Origin of the sequence: Azorhizobium sp. AG788 (assembly GCF_004364705.1) — a bacterium.
Lineage (GTDB): Bacteria > Pseudomonadota > Alphaproteobacteria > Rhizobiales > Xanthobacteraceae > Azorhizobium > Azorhizobium caulinodans.
The window spans coordinates 98,322-115,386 of the sequence record NZ_SOBM01000009.1 but is presented as its reverse complement, the minus strand read 5'-3'; the positions used below and the strand labels follow the sequence as shown (position 1 = coordinate 115,386).

The 17,065-nt window shown below is 69.8% G+C and carries 18 protein-coding genes; 10 read left to right on the top strand and 8 right to left on the bottom strand.

Annotation, left to right across the window (positions count from 1 at the left end):
* The first annotated feature begins 63 nt into the window (after nt 1–63).
* From DFO45_RS21845 to DFO45_RS21815, 7 genes are all read left to right on the top strand, one after another.
* Complete coding sequence (locus DFO45_RS21845) at nt 64–1,020, top strand: DUF2232 domain-containing protein (protein WP_133866521.1); 957 nt, start codon at nt 64–66, stop codon at nt 1,018–1,020.
* A 55-nt stretch (nt 1,021–1,075) separates the two neighbouring features.
* The gene (rplI, locus tag DFO45_RS21840) at nt 1,076–1,639 is read left to right on the top strand and encodes a 50S ribosomal protein L9 (RefSeq protein ID WP_133866520.1); all 564 of its coding nucleotides are present in this window, start codon (nt 1,076–1,078) and stop codon (nt 1,637–1,639) included.
* Nucleotides 1,640–1,795: 156 nt separating this feature from the next.
* Nucleotides 1,796–3,319 carry a lipid II flippase MurJ gene (locus DFO45_RS21835; protein WP_166657221.1) on the top strand — a complete coding sequence of 508 codons (1,524 nt, stop codon included), beginning with the start codon at nt 1,796–1,798 and terminating at the stop codon, nt 3,317–3,319.
* Between the two features lie 5 nt (nt 3,320–3,324).
* Nucleotides 3,325–4,188, top strand: coding sequence for an alpha/beta hydrolase (locus tag DFO45_RS21830; RefSeq protein ID WP_133866518.1), 864 nt, complete (start codon nt 3,325–3,327; stop codon nt 4,186–4,188).
* Between the two features lie 133 nt (nt 4,189–4,321).
* On the top strand, nt 4,322–5,359 hold the full coding sequence (trpS, locus tag DFO45_RS21825) for a tryptophan--tRNA ligase (RefSeq protein WP_043879734.1): 1,038 nt from the start codon (nt 4,322–4,324) through the stop codon (nt 5,357–5,359).
* 256 nt (nt 5,360–5,615) lie between these two features.
* On the top strand, nt 5,616–6,371 hold the full coding sequence (ubiG, locus tag DFO45_RS21820) for a bifunctional 2-polyprenyl-6-hydroxyphenol methylase/3-demethylubiquinol 3-O-methyltransferase UbiG (RefSeq protein ID WP_166657220.1): 756 nt from the start codon (nt 5,616–5,618) through the stop codon (nt 6,369–6,371).
* A 106-nt stretch (nt 6,372–6,477) separates the two neighbouring features.
* The gene (locus tag DFO45_RS21815; RefSeq protein ID WP_133866516.1) at nt 6,478–7,410 is read left to right on the top strand and encodes an alpha/beta hydrolase; all 933 of its coding nucleotides are present in this window, start codon (nt 6,478–6,480) and stop codon (nt 7,408–7,410) included.
* Nucleotides 7,411–7,427: 17 nt separating this feature from the next.
* On the opposite strand, the gene DFO45_RS21810 is transcribed toward DFO45_RS21815, so the two are convergent.
* The 5 genes from DFO45_RS21810 to DFO45_RS21790 form a co-directional block, all read right to left on the bottom strand.
* Entirely contained in the window at nt 7,428–7,889 is a 462-nt protein-coding gene (locus tag DFO45_RS21810; protein WP_133866515.1) for a DUF1178 family protein, read from the bottom strand.
* Nucleotides 7,886–8,767, bottom strand: a complete 882-nt coding sequence (locus DFO45_RS21805) for a carbon-nitrogen hydrolase family protein (RefSeq protein WP_133866514.1) — start codon at nt 8,765–8,767, stop codon at nt 7,886–7,888. The genes DFO45_RS21810 and DFO45_RS21805 overlap by 4 nt, the downstream gene beginning before the upstream one ends.
* Before the next feature lie 104 nt (nt 8,768–8,871).
* Nucleotides 8,872–9,129 carry a glutaredoxin 3 gene (gene grxC / locus DFO45_RS21800; protein ID WP_133866513.1) on the bottom strand — a complete coding sequence of 86 codons (258 nt, stop codon included), beginning with the start codon at nt 9,127–9,129 and terminating at the stop codon, nt 8,872–8,874.
* Nucleotides 9,130–9,186: 57 nt separating this feature from the next.
* The gene (locus DFO45_RS21795) at nt 9,187–9,969 is read right to left on the bottom strand and encodes a ComF family protein (RefSeq protein WP_133866512.1); all 783 of its coding nucleotides are present in this window, start codon (nt 9,967–9,969) and stop codon (nt 9,187–9,189) included.
* A gap of 47 nt (nt 9,970–10,016) precedes the next feature.
* Nucleotides 10,017–12,701, bottom strand: coding sequence for a heavy metal translocating P-type ATPase (locus DFO45_RS21790; RefSeq protein WP_133866511.1), 2,685 nt, complete (start codon nt 12,699–12,701; stop codon nt 10,017–10,019).
* Between the two features lie 116 nt (nt 12,702–12,817).
* Here DFO45_RS21790 and DFO45_RS21785 point away from each other — a divergent pair, with 116 nt between their 5' ends.
* A complete protein-coding gene (locus DFO45_RS21785; RefSeq protein WP_133866510.1) occupies nt 12,818–13,093 on the top strand; it encodes a metal-sensitive transcriptional regulator in 276 nt (91 codons plus the stop codon).
* Nucleotides 13,094–13,166: 73 nt separating this feature from the next.
* On the top strand, nt 13,167–13,718 hold the full coding sequence (locus DFO45_RS21780; protein WP_133866509.1) for a hypothetical protein: 552 nt from the start codon (nt 13,167–13,169) through the stop codon (nt 13,716–13,718).
* A 3-nt stretch (nt 13,719–13,721) separates the two neighbouring features.
* Here the strand turns inward: DFO45_RS21780 and hemW are convergent, their stop codons facing one another.
* From hemW to rph, 3 genes are all read right to left on the bottom strand, one after another.
* Nucleotides 13,722–14,879 (bottom strand): radical SAM family heme chaperone HemW, encoded by a 1,158-nt coding sequence (hemW, locus tag DFO45_RS21775; RefSeq protein WP_133866508.1) that lies wholly within the window; start codon nt 14,877–14,879, stop codon nt 13,722–13,724.
* 355 nt (nt 14,880–15,234) lie between these two features.
* A complete protein-coding gene (gene rdgB, locus DFO45_RS21770; RefSeq protein WP_133866507.1) occupies nt 15,235–15,867 on the bottom strand; it encodes an RdgB/HAM1 family non-canonical purine NTP pyrophosphatase in 633 nt (210 codons plus the stop codon).
* Nucleotides 15,864–16,580, bottom strand: a complete 717-nt coding sequence (gene rph, locus DFO45_RS21765; RefSeq protein ID WP_012172809.1) for a ribonuclease PH — start codon at nt 16,578–16,580, stop codon at nt 15,864–15,866. Before rph ends, rdgB begins: the two co-directional genes overlap by 4 nt.
* A gap of 140 nt (nt 16,581–16,720) precedes the next feature.
* Between rph and DFO45_RS21760 the strand changes: the two genes are divergently transcribed.
* Entirely contained in the window at nt 16,721–17,002 is a 282-nt protein-coding gene (locus DFO45_RS21760; protein WP_133866506.1) for a hypothetical protein, read from the top strand.
* Nucleotides 17,003–17,065 lie beyond the last annotated feature (63 nt).

Below are 17,065 nucleotides of genomic sequence, written 5' to 3'. Positions count from 1 at the left end.
CTGCGGCGTCTGCTGGGGTGGACGGTGATCCTCCCCTAACCGCGTGGCGGGACAGCAAGTCGGATGGGATTTCTTCTGCTCATAGGCATCGCGGCGGGCCTTGCGTCCGCACTTCTCGTCGCCGGCGTGGCGTCGGGATCGATGCTGGCCGTCCCGCTGTTCTACCTCGCGCCTCTGCCGCTGATGGTGAGCGGGCTCGCCTTCTCCCACATCTCCGCCGCCATCGGCGTTGCGGCTGCCGCCATCGGCCTCGGTCTGCTCTACGGCACCACCTTCCTCATCGCCTATCTCATGGGCATCGGTATTCCCGCCTGGGCGCTCGCCTATTGCGCGCTGCTGGCGCGGCCGGACCCGGCCGCCCGCGACGGCATGGTGTGGTTTCCCATCGGCGGGGTGATGGTGGTGGGCGCGGGCTTCGCCACGCTCAGCGTCACCGTGGCGCTGTTTTCCATGTCCGGCGATTACGAGACCTACCGTCGCGCCATCGCCGCCGCCTTCCAGGCCTTCGTGGCCGCGCAGGGCGCTGCTGGCGGCAGCGGCATGTCCAATGTGGCGGCCGTGGCCGAGACGGTGGCGATCATCCTGCCGCCGACCGCCGCCACCCTCATGCTGGCGACGCAACTCGGCTGCCTCTATCTCGCCGGCCGCACAGCCCGCGTCTCCGGCCGGCTGAACCGGCCCTGGCCGGACCTCGCGGCGCTCCGCCTGCCGGGCCTCACCCCCATCGTGCTGGCGGTCCTCGTGGCGCTCGCCATGACGCCGGGCCTGATGGGCCTGTGCGCGGCGGCGGGGGCTGCGGCGCTCATCGTCTGCTACACGGCGAGCGGCTTTGCGGTGCTGCACTTCCTGACCCGGGGCCGCGCGGCGCGCCCCTTCCTGCTTGCCGGGGCGTGGGTGATGACCCTCGCCCTCGGCTGGCCGGCGCTGGTGATGGCGCTCGTCGGGGTTGCCGACGCGCTGTTTGACCTGCGCCGGCGGATCGGCACCGGCGGCGCGCCGCCGGCGGCCAACGATCGCTGAACTTCGTGAACCCGAAAATCCTGAAATCGAACCTGAGAACCGAGGAGTAAAGACAATGGAAGTCATCCTGCTGGAGCGCGTCGCCAAGCTCGGCCAGATCGGCGATGTGGTGCGCGTGCGTGACGGCTACGGCCGCAATTTCCTCCTGCCCAACGGCAAGGCCCTGCGCGCCACCAAGGAAAACCGCGCCCGCTTCGAGAAAATGAAGTCGCAGCTTGAGGCCCGCAACCTCGAGCTCAAGACCGAGGCGTCCGCCGTCGCCGCCAAGCTCGACGGCCAGAAGGTCGTGATCCTGCGCCAGGCGGGCGAGACCGGCCAGCTCTACGGCTCCGTCTCCACCCGCGACATCGCCGGCGCCTTCACCGCCGACGGCTTCACCGTGGACCGCCAGCAGATCGTGCTGAACCACCCGATCAAGACCATCGGCCTGCACGTCCTGCCCGTGACCCTGCACCCGGAAGTCGAGGTGAAGGTGAATGTGGTCGTCGCCCGCAGCGCCGACGAGGCCGAGCGCCTCGCCCGCGGCGAGGAAATCCGTCGCCCCGGCGACGAGGACGAGGATGAGGTCGAGGAGGTCGCCGCCGAGGCCGAAGAGGCCGAGGAAACCACCGAGGCCTGATCCGCGACACTTCGCGTTCTGAATTGCGCAAGGCCCCGCCGGTCCGTCCGGCGGGGCCTTCGTGTTTTCGGCGCCATGTCTGGGCCGGCTCCGGCATCGACAGCCCCGCCCGCCCTTGCCATAAGGGCGCGGAACCGCCCATGGCTCTCCCGCCGGATGTCTCTTTCCACCCGCCGCGCCTCCATCGTCTCCGCCGCGACCCTCGGCTCGCGGGTGCTCGGCTTTGCGCGGGATGCCGGCACAGCGGCCGTGCTCGGCGCCGGGCCGCTGGCGGACGCACTCATGGCCGCGCTCGCCCTGCCGCTGCTGGCCCGGCGCCTTTTGGCGGACGGGGCCTTCAATGCGGCGCTGATCCCCGCGCTGGTGCGGGCGCAGGCGCGGGACGGGCATGAGGGCGCGCGGCGGCTGGTGCTCGCCGTGCTGCTGGCCCTCTTCGCCCTCCTGCTCGCCTTCGCGCTCGCCGGCGCCGTCTTCATGCCGGCGCTGATCCGGGCGCTCGCGCCGGGCTTCGAGGCCGGCGGCGAGCGCGCGGACCTCGCCATCGCCTGCGGGCGCATCGCCCTTCTCTATCTGCCGCTCGCCGCCGCCGCTGCCGTCTATGGCGGCCTCGCCAATGGCGGTGGGCGCGTCGCGCTGCCCGCGCTCGCGCCCATGCTGGCCAATGTGGTGGCGCTGGCGGCCATTGTTTATGTGGCGCTGGAAGGGCTGATCGGCACCGCCGCCGCCGCCCGCGCCATGGCGGCGGCCACTGTCGCGGCGGGCGTGGCCCAGCTCGCCCTCATGATGCTGGCCACCCGGGGCCTGCCCAGCCGGCCTGCCGTCGTGCGTCCCGACTGGCGAGGGGCGGGGCGTGTGCTGCGGGCGAGCACGCCGGCCCTGCTGTTTGCGGGCCTGCCGCTGCTGCGCCTGTTCCTCGTCGCCGCGGTGGTCTCGGCCACGCCCGGCGCCGTGTCGGCCCTGAACTATGCCCAGCGCCTCATGGACCTGCCCCTCGGCCTTGTGGGGGCGAGCGCGGGGGCGGTGCTGGTGCCGCTGCTCGCCATGGGCGGAAAGTCGGCGGGGCGGGAAGCGTCGGGAGCACTGCTGGCGGCGCTTGGGCTCGCCCTCCCGGCGGGGCTCGGCCTCTGTCTGCTCGCCCCGCCCATCGTAGGCGTGCTCTATCAGCGCGGTGGCTTTACGGCCGAGGATGCGGCGGCCACCGCGCAGTTCCTCGCCATCCTCGCGCTCGCCCTGCCGGCGCAGGGCGTCGAGCGCGTGCTGGCGGCAACGGCGCTGACCCATGGCGTCATCGGTTCCGCCGAGCGCATCGGCGCCGGCTCGCTCCTCGCCTGCCTGTTGCTGGCCCTCGGCGCGAACGCCTTCGCCGGGCCGGTGGCGGCGGCAGGCGCCATCGCGCTGTGTGCCACGGCAAGCGTCTTGCTGCTCGGCGGCCTCTTGGCCCGCCGGGGCCTCTTGGCGGTGGACCGCACGCTGCTGCGGCAGGGCCTTGCGATCCTCTGCGCCGGCGCGCTCATGGGCGCCGCCGTGGACGGGGCGGCGCGCTTCTGGACGCCGCCCGCGCCGCAGTCGCTGGAGGGGCTGCTGCGCCTTGCCGCCCTCGTCGGTCTCGGCATGATCATCTATGGCGTGACGCTGCTCGCCCTGCGACCCCGGCGGGCGAGATCGCAACGGGAGACCTGAGGACCATGCCGGACTTCTTCGCCTTTCCGAGCACCGATGGCCTCGCCTTGCTGGCGCGCATCTGGGGCCAGCCCACGGAGCGCTTGCCCCTAGTCGTGCTGCCCGGCCTTACCCGCAACGCCGGGGATTTCGAGGCGCTCGCCCGCGCGCTCTCCGAGGACGGAGAAGCACCGCGTCAGGTGATCGGCTTCGATTTCCGGGGGCGCGGCGGCTCGGCCTATGGGCCGGTCGTCACCTACAATCCACTTCAGGAAGCGCAAGACACGCTCAAGGGGCTGGAAGCGCTCGGCATTTCCCGCGCCGCCTTCCTCGGCACCTCGCGGGGTGGCCTCGTCATGCTCATGCTGGCGGGCGTGCTGAAGCGGACGGACCTGTTCGCGGGCGCCCTGTTCAACGACATCGGCCCGGTCATCGAGACGGCGGGCCTCGCCCGGATCGCCGGCTATGTGGGCAAGCCGATCCCCGAGACGTGGCCGGATCTCGTGGCAGACCTGAAGCGCGCACAGGGCTTCCTCTTTCCCGGCCTGTCCGAGGACGGCTGGGAGCGCTTCGCCCGGCAGATCTATCGCGACGATGCCGGCCGCCCGCGCCTCGCCTATGACGCGCTGCTGGAAGAAGCCTTCAAGGCGTTCGATCCCTCCAAGCCCCTGCCGGACCTCTGGCCCGCGTTCGAGACGCTGAAGGACGTGCCATCCATGGTCATCCATGGCGCCCTGTCGGACATTCTCTCCGCGACCACAGTCGAGGAGATGGGCGTGCGCCATCCCGGCCTTCAGGTGCACACGGTGGCGGAAGAAGGCCATGCGCCGCTGCTCTGGGATGCCCCCGCGCAGGAGGCCATCCGCGCCTTCCTCGCGCCGCTCGGGTAAGGTGCGGCGCACCTTGCCCTTGCATCGGGGGGCATGGGCTGGCATGACGCGGCCTCATCTTTGAAGGGCGGCCACAGGGTCGCCGGTCCACAGGCGGATGGCGGTGTTTGCGCCGTCCTTGAGGAGGTCGCCAATGGCGGCGGTCGCGGAACGGGTCTTTTCCGGCGTTCAGCCCACCGGAAATCTGCATCTCGGCAATTATCTCGGGGCCATCAAGCGCTTCGTGGCGTTGCAGGAGAGCCACGAGTGCATCTATTGCGTCGTGGACCTGCACGCCATCACCGTCTGGCAGGACCCGGCGGAGCTGAAGCGCCACATCCGCGAGGTGACGGCCGCCTTCATCGCCTGCGGCATCGATCCCAAGCGCCACATCGTCTTCAACCAGAGCCAGGTCTCCGGCCATGCGGAACTGGCCTGGGTGTTCAACTGCGTCGCCCGCATGGGCTGGCTCAACCGCATGACGCAGTTCAAGGAGAAGGCCGGCAAGGACCGCGAGAATGTCTCGCTGGGCCTGTTCGCCTATCCGAGCCTGATGGCCGCGGACATCCTGCTCTATCGCGCCACCCATGTGCCCGTGGGCGAGGACCAGAAGCAGCATCTGGAACTGACCCGCGACATCGCCCAGAAGTTCAACACGGACTTCGGCCCCTCCATCGCGGAGAACGGCTTCGGCGAAGGCTATTTCCCGCTCACCGAGCCGCTGATCGCCGGCCCGGCCACGCGGGTGATGAGCCTGCGCGACGGCTCCAAGAAGATGTCGAAGTCGGATGCCTCCGACATGTCGCGCATCAACCTCACGGATGATGCGGACGCCATCGCCTCCAAGGTGCGCAAGGCCAAGACCGATCCCGAGCCGCTGCCCTCCGAGGAAGAGGGCCTCAAGGCCCGGCCCGAGGCGGACAATCTCGTGGGCATCTATGCCGCCCTCTCCGACACCACCAAGCAGGCGGTGCTGACGGAATACGGCGGCGGGCAGTTCTCCACCTTCAAGATGGCGCTGGTGGATCTGGCGGTGGCCAAGCTCGGCCCCATCGGCGGCGAGATGCAGCGCCTTATGGGCGACGTGTCGGCCATCGACGCCATCCTGAAGGACGGCGCCGACCGGGCGCGGGTGATCGCGGACCAGACCATCCGCGACGTGAAGGACATCGTGGGCATGGTCCGCGCCTGAGCGGTTCGCGCGTCTGATGCGTATTGAGACGGGGTGCGGGCTTTCGCCCGTGCCCCGTTGCCTTGTGGGGGCCGTGATGGCCGCCTAGAGTCCGGCAGAATTTCCCCTCCCCAGCCCTCCCCCGCAAGCGGGAGAGGGGGCAGGGCGCGCGGGGGTCGAGGGCGGCTTTAGAGCCTGCGGCAAAGCCCTCTCCCGCTTGCGGGGGAGGGTTGGGAGGGGGCAGATCGGGCGCCCCGTTGATGATCAGGAGATGCGCATGACGGCGAACGCGACCATCGACCCGTCCGAAGTGGCCCGCTTCGATGCGCTCGGCGCGCAGTGGTGGGACCCCAAGGGCAAGATGGCTCCCCTCCATGCCATCAATCCCGTGCGGCTCGGCTTCGTGCGCGACGTGCTGGTGCGCCACTTCGGCCATGATGCCCGCTCGCTCCGCCCGCTGAAGGGCTTGCGCATCCTCGACATCGGCTGCGGCGGCGGCCTGCTCTCCGAACCGCTGGCCCGCATGGGCGCGGACATGGTGGGCGTCGATCCCGCCCCCGGCAACATCGTCGTCGCCCACTCCCATGCGGACGAGGCGGGTGTGCGCGTCGATTACCGGCAGGGCACAGCCGAGGAGCTGGCGGATGCGGGCGAGCGCTTCGACGTGGTGCTGGCGCTGGAGGTGGTGGAGCACGTGGCCGATGTGGGCCTGTTCCTGCGCCGCGCCGGCGAGATGGTGAACCCCAACGGCATCATGATCGTCTCCACCCTCAACCGCACGGCCAAGAGCTTCGCGCTGGCCATCGTGGGGGCGGAATATGTGCTGCGCTGGCTGCCGCGCGGCACCCACCGCTGGGACAAGTTCATCACCCCCGCCGAACTGGAAGCGGAGATGGGCGCGGCAGGGTTCGAGATGAGCGAGCTCGCCGGCATGGTGTTCGATCCGCTGCGCGGCGAATGGAAGATCGCCGCCGACACGGACGTGAACTATTTCCTCGTGGCGAAGCCCGCCTTCCATACCTCCGAGGGCTGAGCGGATTTCCCTTCCGGCAGCTCGTTAAGCACCTGCTGCACAGGCGGAGGCGGAGCGTTGACTTGGCGGCTCCATTATTTCAGGCTTGAAATAATGGAGGTCGCGGATGGATCGTCGGCAGTTCAGCTTCAGTCTCGCGGGGCTTCTGGCCTCGTCCGCCATGGCGCACGCGGCGGGTGGCGTGTTCCTGGACTATTCCCAGGAGATGCTGGATCAGGCCTATGACCAGCGCGAGTGGGCGGCCAACGCCAATCAGGTCATCGCCCGCTACGCCACCGACAGCGCCGCCGTCCGCAAGCAGTTTCCCCCGCGCACCGAGCGGTATGGCGCGAGCGAGGCCGAGACGCTGGACATCTTCGCGCCGGAGGGGGCCAAGGGCCTGCCGGTGATGGTGTTCATCCATGGCGGGGCCTGGCGCGGGCTCCAGAAGGAGGACGCCTCCGCTCCCGCGCCGACCTTCATCCAGAACGGCTGCCTCTATGTGGCGCTGAATTTCGCCAATATCCCTGCGGTCACCTTGCCGGAGATGGCCGCCCAGTGTCGGCGGGCGCTGCTCTGGCTACACGCCAATGTCGCGCGCTTCGGTGGCGATCCCGAACGGATCTTCGTCTCCGGCCATTCGTCCGGCGGTCATCTGTGCGCGGTGATGCTGACCACCGACTGGCGCGCGCTCGGCGGGCCGCAGGACCTGATCAAGGGTGGTGTCGCCATGAGCGGCATGTACGAGCTCTATCCCGTCCTGCTCTCCTCGCGCAGCTCCTACGTCAAGCTCGCGCCCGCGGACGTGGTGGCGCTCAGCCCCCTGCGCCAGCTCGCGCATCTGACCTGCCCGGTCATCGTGGTGAGCGGAGACAAGGAGAGCCCGGAGTTCCAGCGGCAGGCCAAGGAATTCGCCACCGTGCTGGCGGGCATGGGAAAGCTTGCGGGGCGCTTCACCCTGTTCAACCGGAACCATTTCGAGGTGCCGGAGGCGCTGAACAGCCCGAATGGTCCGCTCTCGCAGGCCGTCCTCGCCATGATGGGCGCCGCGCGCCGCTGAGCCCCGCAGGGCCGGTCTCAGTTCCGCTCGTCGGGCAGCACCGGCAGGGGGAAGACCTCCACCTCGTCCTCGCGCAGGGCCTTGATCTCGTCGGCGGTCGCTTCGCCATAGATGGAGCGGTGCTCCACCTCGCCCTCGTGCATCTGCCGGGCGAGGGTGGCGAATTCGTCGCCCACATAATCCGCATTGCGGGTGACGTGGTCCTTCAACTCGCGCAGCAGGGCGCGGAAAGCCTGCTCCTGCTCGCCCATGACGGCCACGGGCGTCGTCGGCTCGCCCTCGGGCCGGGCGGCCGGCGGCGCCTTCTCCCGGTCGGTGCGCGAGACGGCGGGGGCCATCACCGCCTTCTCCACCGTGGTGGCGCCGCAGGTGGGGCAGGAGACGAGGCCGCGCGCCTTCTGGGCATCGAAGCTGTCGGAGGAGGGAAACCAGCTATCGAACGTATGGTCCGAAGTGCAGCGGAGCGTGTAGCGGATCACGTGGCGGCTCCCACCACGTGCAGGCGGCCGGCCGGCACGTCCGCCAGCTCGAAGCGCCGGCCGTTGCGGAGCGAGGGCACGCGGCTGCGCGCGGCTTCCACTTCCGCCATGTCCAGTTCGGCCAGGATGACACCGGGCTCGGTGCCGCCCTCGGCGATGACGCGGCCCCACGGGTCCACCACGAGGGAGTGGCCATAGGTCTCGCGGCCGTTCTCGTGCTTGCCGCCTTGCGCGGCCGCCAGCATGTAGGCGCCGGTCTCGATGGCGCGGGCGCGCAGCAGGATGTGCCAGTGCGCCTCGCCCGTGGGCCGGGTGAAGGCGGAGGGGGCGGTGAGCACGCTCGCACCGCTCTCCGCCAGCGCGCGATAGAGCGCCGGGAAGCGCAGGTCGTAGCAGATGCTCATGCCGAGCTTGAATTCGTCCGCATGGCCCAGAACCGCCCGCTCGCCGGGCCGGTAGGCGTTGGATTCCCGGTAGCTCTCGCCGCCCGGCAGGTCCACGTCGAACATGTGGATCTTGTCGTAGCGGGCAGCGATCTCGCCATCCGGTCCGATGAGGAAGCCGCGATTGGCGGCCTTGGTCTCGGACACGCGCACCGCCAGCGAGCCCACGTGCAGGTGGATGCCCAGTTCCTTCGCCAGCGCCTGGAAGGCACGCAGGCCGGGATCGAGCGGCTCGTCCTTGAGCTTGGTGAACAGCACCGCGCGGTCCATCTCCATGAGATGGGTGACTTCCGGCGTCTGCACGTAACGCGCGCCGTCCCGCGCCGCCTCGCGGATGAGGGCGGTCGCGATCTCGATATTGGCATCCATGTCGCGCCCGGAGCGCAACTGGACAAGGCCAACGCGCAGGCGGGCGGTCTCGGCGGTGCTGGTCATATCCCGGTCTCGCTTGACGGGAGGCGTTCCCGACGGGGGAGAGATAGGCATTGCGCCGCCCGCAGCCAAGCTCCGCCCGGGCGGGGCGGTGCCGGCGCGCGGCGTCAGGCCGCCATCAAGGCGTCGAGGCGGCCGGCGTCTTCAAGGGCATAGAGGTCGTCGCAGCCACCCACATGGGTTTCGCCGATGAAGATCTGCGGCACGGAGGTGCGCCCGCCCGCCTTCTTGGACATTTCCTGCTGGCCGGCGGGATCGGTGGTCACGTCGATCTCGGTGAAGGTCCAGCCCTTGCGCCGCAAGAGTTCCTTGGCGGCATGGCAGTAGGAACACCAGCTCTTGGTGTAGATGACGATGGATTTCATGGGGGTCCTCATCGCGACGCATCATGACGTCACGAATTCGTCGCATGATAACCCGCCTCAACCGCCGTCGACAACCCGGGCGAAGGTCAGCACGTCTATGGCGGCGGCGCCGCTGCGGCGCAGTACGCGGGCACAGGATTCGAGCGTTGCTCCGGTGGTCATCACATCGTCCACCAGGAGGAGGTGCCGCCCTTCCACGGCCGCGCGCAGCGGTGGGGGCACGTCGAAGGCGCCGGCCACATTGGCCCGCCGCTCCTCCCGCGAGAGCGAGACCTGCGAGGGCGTCGCGCGGACGCGGCGGAGCACATCCGTGCGCACCGGCACGCCGGAGAGGCGCGAGACGTGGCGGGCGAGGAGCGCCGCCTGGTTGAACCGCCGCCGCCACAGCCGCAGTCCGTGGAGCGGCACCGGCAGGATGAGATCGGCGTCGGCCAGAAGGTCCGCCCCCGCCCGTGCCATCAGCCGCGCCATGGGAAGGGCGAGGTCCATGCGGTCGGCATATTTGAGGCCGTGCACCAGATCCTGCGACACGGGCCCGAACAGGGTGGCGGCGCGGGCGCGATCAAAGGCGGGCGGGTCGGTGACGGCTTCCACCGAGAGCCGCGTCGCCCCATCCTCGAAGGGGAAGGGCGTGCCGAGCCGTTCGCAATAGGGCCGTTCGATCAGCCGCAGGTCGCGCCAGCAGGCGGCGCATAGGGTCCCGGGCGTTGCGATGATGGCCTTGCAGGCGATGCAGGTGGGCGGCAAGGCGAGGTCGAGCAGGACGCGCCCGCCGGTCCGCGCCGCCGATCCGGCGCGGCGGGCTGCTGTCCCCAGCCAGTGAAGGGCCTGTCCCGCCATTCGCTCCCCCACACCATGGTGCGGGGAAAGCGCAAAGGCGTCGAGCCCTATTGCGGGCGCCAGCGCCGCAGCAGCAGAGCGTTGGCGATGACGCTGACGGAGGAGAGCGACATGGCCGCCGCCGCCACCATGGGCGAGAGCAGGAGGCCGAGCACCGGATAGAGGATGCCCGCCGCCAGCGGCACGCCCGCCGCATTGTAGACGAAGGCGAAGAACAGGCTGCGGCGGATGTTGCGCATGGTGGCGCGCGAGAGGGAGCGCGCCTGCGCGAGGCCGGCGAGGTCGCCCTTCAGCAGGGTGATGCCGGCGCTCTCCATGGCCACATCGGTGCCCGTGCCCATGGCGATGCCCACGTCCGCGGCGGCGAGCGCCGGGGCGTCGTTCACGCCATCGCCCGCCATGGCCACCACCTCGCCTTTGGCGCGCAGGCGCTGCACCACATCCGCCTTGCGGTCGGGCAGGACGCCGGCCTCGACCTCGGTGATACCGAGGCGGCGGGCCACGGCTTCGGCCGTGGTGCGGGTGTCGCCGGTGAGCATGACCACGCGCACGCCTTCCGCCTTCAGGGCTTTCAAGGCATCGGGCGTCGTCGCCTTTACCGGATCGGCGATGGCGACGAGGCCGGCGGCGGTGCCGTCGACCGCCACGAGGACGACGGTCGCGCCTTCGGCCCGCAGCGCTTCCGCCTCTTTGACCTGCGCGTCCGTGGGGACGCCGCTGTCGCGCAGGTAGTCCGCATTGCCGATGAGGAGGCGCCGACCCTCGACGGTGCCGCTGACGCCCTTGCCGGCGGGGCTGTCGAAATCCGTCACGGGGGCGAGCTTCAGCCCACGCGCCTGCGCCTCGGTCACCACGGCGGCGGCGAGGGGATGCTCGCTCGCCTGTTCGAGGCTGGCGGCGAGGCGCAGCAATTCGTCCTCGGGCAGGCCGGTGGCGCGGATGCCGGTGACCTTGGGCTTGCCTTGCGTGAGCGTGCCGGTCTTGTCCACCACCAGCACGGTCACCTTTTCCATGCGCTCCAGCGCTTCGGCGCTCTTGATGAGGATGCCGGCCTGCGCGCCGCGCCCGACGCCCACCATGATGGACATGGGCGTCGCGAGGCCGAGTGCGCAGGGGCAGGCGATGATGACCACCGAGACGGCGGCCATGAGCGCGAAGGTGAGGCGCGGCTCGGGGCCGACCCACATCCACACCGCAAAGCTCGCCAGCGCCGCCGCGAGAACCGCCGGCACGAACCAGCCGGACACCTGATCGGCAAGACGCTGGATGGGCGCGCGGGAGCGCTGGGCCTGCGCCACCATCTGCACGATCTGGGCGAGCAGCGTCTCGCGCCCCACCTTTGTGGCGCGCATGACGAAGCCGCCGGAAGCCACCAGCGTGCCGGCGATGGCGGCGGCGCCGGTCTCCTTGGTGACGGGCAGGGATTCGCCGGTGACGAGGGATTCGTCCACGCTCGCGCGGCCCTCCTCCACCGTGCCGTCCACCGGCACCTTCTCGCCGGGGCGCAGGCGCAGAAGGTCGCCGGGATGGATCTCCTCGATCGCCACATCGGCCTCGCTGCCATCGGCGGCGATGCGGCGGGCGGTCTTCGGGGCGAGGCCCAGCAGCGCCTTGATGGCACCGGAGGTGGCGGCGCGCGCGCGCAACTCCAGCACCTGGCCCAGCAGGACCAGAACGGTGATGACCGCCGCGGCCTCGAAATAGACCGGCACGGCGCCGCCATGGCCCCGGAAGGCGTCGGGGAACAGGCCGGGCAGGAAGGTGCCGGCGAGGCTGTAGAGATAGGCGACCCCGGTGCCCAGCGCGATCAGCGTGAACATGTTGAGGTGGCCGGAGCGCACCGAAGCGACGCCGCGCTGGAAGAAGGGCCATCCGGCCCACAGCACTACGGGGCTTGCCAGCGCGAACTGCACGTAATTGGAGACCTGCGGGGCGATGAGGTGCAGCCCCAGATGGCTGCCCATCTCCAGCACGAACACAGGCAGGGCGAGGGCGAGGCCGATCCAGAAGCGGCGGGTCATGTCGATGAGCTCGACATTCGGCCCGTCGTCGAGGCTCGCCACTTCCGGCTCCAGCGCCATGCCGCAGATGGGGCAGGTGCCGGGGCCGATCTGCCGGATTTCCGGGTCCATCGGGCAGGTGAAGATGGTGCCCTCGGGCACGTCCACCGGCGGCGGGGCGCCACCGTCCGTATAATGCTCGGGATGGGCGTCGAACTTCGTCTTGCAGCTCGGTGAGCAGAAGAAGACGTCATGCCCGCCGTGGTGCGACCGGTATTTGGCGGTCGCCGGGTCCACGTCCATGCCGCAGACGGGATCCTTCACGAGGGCGGCGTTCGCCGGGGCGGCATGGGCGTGGCCATGATCATGGTCGCAGCAGGCGGAGGCCTCTGTCTTCTGCGCCGCCTTGGCCTCGTCCCGGGCCTTGGCCTTGGCAAGCTGGGCCTCGGGATCGGCCTCGAACTTGGTCTTGCAGCCGTTGCAGCAGAAATAGAAGGTCTTGCCCTGATAGGTCGCGCGATGCTTGGCGGTGGCGATATCCACGCTCATGCCGCACACCGGATCGATGGCCTTGGGGCTGAGATCAAGCGGGGGCGGGGCGTTGCCGCCGCAGCAGTCGCTTGCCGCCGCCGATGCGGCCTTCGGGACAAGGTCGAGCGGGGCGGTGGCCTTGCCCCCGCAGCAGGAGCCTGCTTCCGCGTTCGATCCGTGAGTGTGATGCTCGTGTGCCATAGGGCCTCCAGCGAAGCGGAGGTGCGATGCCGGCGCCTTGCGCTGCATCACATCTCATTACCCCCTAGGGGTATCCTGTCTTGTCTTTTATACCCTGCAGGGGTATCTCATCAAGCATGAAGGAACCGGCCCGATCTTCCGTATTGAAACGCCTCAACCGCATCGAGGGGCAGGTGCGCGGCATCTCCCGTATGGTCGAGGAAGACCGCTATTGCATTGATATCGTGACCCAGATCACCGCCGTCCGCGCCGCGCTCCGGCGTGCGGAGGAAGAGGTGCTGCGCGATCACGTGGGCCATTGTGTCGCGCATGCCATCCGCTCCGGCGATCCGGAGGAGCAGGCAAAGAAGATCGACGAACTGATGGACGTGCTCGCCCGCAGCGAGCGGTAGGACCGCACGCCGTGTCCTCCGGCGCGGGCTGCTAGCTTGGCGTCGTCCATCTGTCCCGCCCGGGATCAACGCCATGACTTCCCCCGCAGTTGCGCCTTTGCGCACAGCCTTGTCCGGCCTTGCCGCGACGTTCGCGCTCGCCATGCCCGCTTGTGCGGAGGCGCCCAGCTATTGCGGGGCGGACGAGACCATCATCTTTTCCTGCGATCTCGGGAGCCATACGGCGTCCGTCTGCGCCTCGCGCGACAGCGGACCCGGAGAGGCCAGCCTGCAATATCGCTTCGGCCATCTCGACAAGGTGCTGGTGAACTATCCGCCCGAGGGCACGCCGCCCGGTGCCGTCTTCTCGTCCGGCATGATCTCCTATCCGGCCGGCGCCAGCATCTGGCTGCGCTTCACGCGCGAGGCGGTGCGCAATACCGTCTTCATTGCCGTCGGCGACTGGATTCCCGGCCGGGTCGATCTCATCGGCGGGATTGTCGCGGAGACCGAGGGCAAGCCGCCGGAGGTCATGGCGTGCCGGGGGAAGCCCACCTACGACATGCACATGACCTTCTTCCGGGAGATCGGCATCACTGAAGGCGGCCAATTCGAGCTTCCCGCCGAAGTGATCCCGAAGAAATAGGCCTCAGCCGGCCAGTGTCCCGATCACCGCATTCAGCACGGGGAAGCCGGGGGGCAGCACCTTGAGGCGCGTGCCGTCGAGGCGTACCAGCCCTTCGTCCGCGAGCATGGAGATGCGGGCGGGGTCGATGGGCGCGCCGCCGAGTGCCGCGTGGCGGGCAAGATCCACGCCCTCGGCGAGGCGCAGGCCCATGAGCAGCATCTCGTCCGCCTGCTCGGCGGCGGTGAGCACCTCCTCCGAAACGATGCCGTGGCCGTTCGCCTCCACCGCCTTCAGCCAGCCTTCCGGATGGCGCTCGGTATAGGTGGCACGGCGCTCGCCCTTCTGCCCCACGCGCCCGTGCGCGCCGGGGCCGACGCCGGCATAGAGGCCATAGCGCCAGTACACGAGGTTGTGCCGCGCCTCAGCGCCCGGCCGGGAGTGGTTGGAGATTTCATAGGCCGGCAGCCCGCTCGCCGCCGTCACCTCCTGCGTGACGTCCCACAGGGCACGGGCGTGCTCGTCGTCGGGAATGAGGAGCTTGCCGGCGGAATAGAGCTTCTCGAACGCCGTGCCCGGCTCGATGGAGAGCTGATAGAGCGAAAGATGCTCGCAGCCCTCGTCAATGGCACGGGAGAGTTCGCGCGCCCAGTCCTGCGGGTTCTGGCCGGGCCGGGCATAGATCAGGTCGAAGGACACGCGCTCGAAGATGGAGCGGGCGATGCCCACCGCGCCCAGCGCCTCGTCCACCGTGTGCATCCGCCCGAGCTTCTTCAGCTCGCCGTCATCGAGCGCCTGCACGCCCAGCGAAACGCGGTTCACCCCCGCCGCCCGATAGCCCCGGAAGCGCCCGGCCTCGACGCTGGTGGGATTGGCCTCCAGCGTGATCTCGGCATCGGGGGCGAGCGTCCAGGCCTCGCGGATGGCGTCCAGAATGGCGGCCACCGTCTCCGGCGCCATCAGCGAGGGCGTGCCGCCGCCGAAGAAGACGCTCCCCGCCGTGCGCGGCCCGGTGAGCGCGCGCATGTGCGCAATCTCGCGCCGGAAGGCGGCCACATAGCGCGCCTGATCCGGCGGCGCCTGCCGCACGTGGCTGTTGAAGTCGCAATAGGGGCATTTGGCGAGACAGAAGGGCCAATGCACATAGACGCCGAACCCGCCGGCTGTGTCTTGCGCGGTCATGGCGTGGCCCTCTGGCGGGAGGAATGTCGGCCGTGTGCGCGCCAAAGCCCTCCCCCCTTGGGGGGGAGGGGTGGGAGGGGGGTAGAACGGGCGCCGCTTGGGGCTTGGCCTCCGGAAGGCGCTTGGGTCAGCCCATCGGGGCTTTGGGCGGCGAGGGCATTACCCCCCTCCCCAGCCCTCCCCCGCAAGGGGGGAGTGGGCGCATGGCGTGGGGGGGATAGGGGGGGAATAAGCGGGGCGGGGCCGATGGCGTCGCGGCAAAGCCCTCTCCCGCTTGCGGGGGAGGGTTGGGAGGGGCCCGACCGGGTGGGGACCAGTCCCGGCCCGTCCGCCGGAACCTGCAAAACCGCGCCCATCAGCCCTCGAGGCAGGCCAGCGCGAGCTGGCGGAAGGCGCGGGCGCGGTGGGAGAGGCCGAGGCCCAGCGGCGGCATGGAATGCTTTTCTTCCGAGGTCATCTCGCCGAAGGTGCGGGTGTGCCCCTCCGGCAGGAAGAAGGGATCATAGCCGAAGCCGGAGTTTCCGCGCGGCGGCCACACCACCTCGCCCTCAACGATGCCCTCGAATTCCTCAAGATGCCCGTCCGGCCAGGCGATGCAGAGCGCCGAGACGAAGCGGGCGGTGCGCTGGGCGGGCTCAGCCGCGCCGCGCGCCAGCATCTCCTCGTGCACCTTGCCCATGGCCATGCGGAAGTCCTTTTCCGGGCCACCCCAGCGGGCGCTGTAGATGCCCGGCGCGCCGTCGAGCGCATCCACCGCGATGCCGCTGTCGTCCGCAAACGCCGGCAGGCCGGCGGCTTTCGCGGCCGCCTCCGCCTTGATGCGGGCGTTGGCGCGGAAGGTGGTGCCGGTTTCTTCCGGCTCCGGCAGGTTCAATTCGCCCGCCGACACCGCCTCGATGCCGTAGGGGGCGAGCAGCTCCTGCATTTCCTTCAGCTTGCCCGGATTGTGGGTCGCGATGACGATGCGGCCCGTGAGCTTGCGGCTCATGCCTTGATCGCCTGCTTCTGCAGCTCCACCAGCTCGCCCACGCCCTTGCGGGCCAGCGCCAGCAGCGAGAGCAGTTCATCCTGCGAGAAGGGGGTCTTCTCCGCCGTGCCCTGGATCTCGACGATGCCGCCGGTGCCGGTCATGACGAAATTGGCGTCGGTCTCCGCCTTGCTGTCCTCGGCATAGTCGAGGTCGAGTACCGGCGTGCCCTCATGGATGCCGCACGAGATGGCCGCGACGTTCTCCTTGAGCGGGATCGTCTTCAGCATGGAGCGCTGGTACATCCAGTTCAGGCAGTCATGCAGGGCCACCCAGGCGCCGGTGATGGCGGCGGTGCGGGTGCCGCCGTCGGCCTGGAGCACGTCGCAGTCGAGCGTGATCTGGCGCTCGCCGAGGCCGACGAGGTCCGTCACCGAGCGCAGGGAGCGGCCGATGAGACGCTGGATTTCCTGCGTGCGGCCGGACTGCTTGCCGGTGGTCGCCTCGCGGCGGGTGCGCTCCAGCGTGGCGCGCGGCAGCATGGAATATTCCGCCGTCACCCAGCCCCGGCCCTGGCCCTTGAGCCACGGCGGCAGGCGTTCTTCCAGCGTCGCGGCCACGAGGACATGCGTATCGCCGAACTTCACGAGGCAGGAGCCTTCGGCATGGCGCAGCACGCCCCGCTCGAAGGAAACGGCGCGCATCTCGTCATTGGCGCGGCGGCTGGGGCGCATGGAGTGTCCAATCGTCAGATTTCGGTTCGTGGGCTTTTTAGGGGGCGGGGCGGCAGGGGGCAAGTGCGCCGCCCGCGGAACAGGAACGCGCGGCGCGCGTCCTTCCTGCCGGACGGTTCCATGATGCGGAAGGAGACCTCATGACGCGCGAAACGTCGCCGCCGCGCCGCATGCCGCGCCGCGGCAAGCTCTGGGCGAGCACGCTCTTCTTTGCGCTCTGCGCGGCCGTCTCGGTTGGCAACCTGTGGTACGGCCTGGCGCAGGGATGGGTCTATATCGGCGTCTGGCAGGCCCATGCGCAGTCGCCGGCCCTCTACTGGTTCGGCATCGGCAAATGGAGTCTCATCCTTCTGGGCTCTCTCGGCTTCATCGCCCTCGGCTGTCACAGGCTCCTGCGCTCGCCGGGATCGAGCGGATCGTGAGCCCCGTGGACGTTCCGTCCGGCCTTGCCCATATTCATCGATCGAGCCCATGGGAGCGCGCCC

What these genes read in the sequence shown, in the direction of transcription:
- DFO45_RS21785 (WP_133866510.1), top strand. Translation starts at nt 12,818, where the DNA reads ATGAAGGAACCGGCCCGATCTTCCGTATTGAAACGCCTCAACCGCATC.
- DFO45_RS21805 (WP_133866514.1), bottom strand. Translation starts at nt 8,767, where the DNA reads ATGACCAGCACCGCCGAGACCGCCCGCCTGCGCGTTGGCCTTGTCCAG.
- DFO45_RS21830 (WP_133866518.1), top strand. Translation starts at nt 3,325, where the DNA reads ATGCCGGACTTCTTCGCCTTTCCGAGCACCGATGGCCTCGCCTTGCTG.
- DFO45_RS21790 (WP_133866511.1), bottom strand. Translation starts at nt 12,701, where the DNA reads ATGGCACACGAGCATCACACTCACGGATCGAACGCGGAAGCAGGCTCC.
- DFO45_RS21760 (WP_133866506.1), top strand. Translation starts at nt 16,721, where the DNA reads ATGACGCGCGAAACGTCGCCGCCGCGCCGCATGCCGCGCCGCGGCAAG.
- DFO45_RS21795 (WP_133866512.1), bottom strand. Translation starts at nt 9,969, where the DNA reads ATGGCGGGACAGGCCCTTCACTGGCTGGGGACAGCAGCCCGCCGCGCC.
- DFO45_RS21845 (WP_133866521.1), top strand. Translation starts at nt 64, where the DNA reads ATGGGATTTCTTCTGCTCATAGGCATCGCGGCGGGCCTTGCGTCCGCA.
- rph (WP_012172809.1), bottom strand. Translation starts at nt 16,580, where the DNA reads ATGCGCCCCAGCCGCCGCGCCAATGACGAGATGCGCGCCGTTTCCTTC.
- ubiG (WP_166657220.1), top strand. Translation starts at nt 5,616, where the DNA reads ATGACGGCGAACGCGACCATCGACCCGTCCGAAGTGGCCCGCTTCGAT.
- hemW (WP_133866508.1), bottom strand. Translation starts at nt 14,879, where the DNA reads ATGACCGCGCAAGACACAGCCGGCGGGTTCGGCGTCTATGTGCATTGG.
- DFO45_RS21815 (WP_133866516.1), top strand. Translation starts at nt 6,478, where the DNA reads ATGGATCGTCGGCAGTTCAGCTTCAGTCTCGCGGGGCTTCTGGCCTCG.
- DFO45_RS21780 (WP_133866509.1), top strand. Translation starts at nt 13,167, where the DNA reads ATGACTTCCCCCGCAGTTGCGCCTTTGCGCACAGCCTTGTCCGGCCTT.
- grxC (WP_133866513.1), bottom strand. Translation starts at nt 9,129, where the DNA reads ATGAAATCCATCGTCATCTACACCAAGAGCTGGTGTTCCTACTGCCAT.
- rplI (WP_133866520.1), top strand. Translation starts at nt 1,076, where the DNA reads ATGGAAGTCATCCTGCTGGAGCGCGTCGCCAAGCTCGGCCAGATCGGC.
- DFO45_RS21835 (WP_166657221.1), top strand. Translation starts at nt 1,796, where the DNA reads ATGTCTCTTTCCACCCGCCGCGCCTCCATCGTCTCCGCCGCGACCCTC.
- trpS (WP_043879734.1), top strand. Translation starts at nt 4,322, where the DNA reads ATGGCGGCGGTCGCGGAACGGGTCTTTTCCGGCGTTCAGCCCACCGGA.
- rdgB (WP_133866507.1), bottom strand. Translation starts at nt 15,867, where the DNA reads ATGAGCCGCAAGCTCACGGGCCGCATCGTCATCGCGACCCACAATCCG.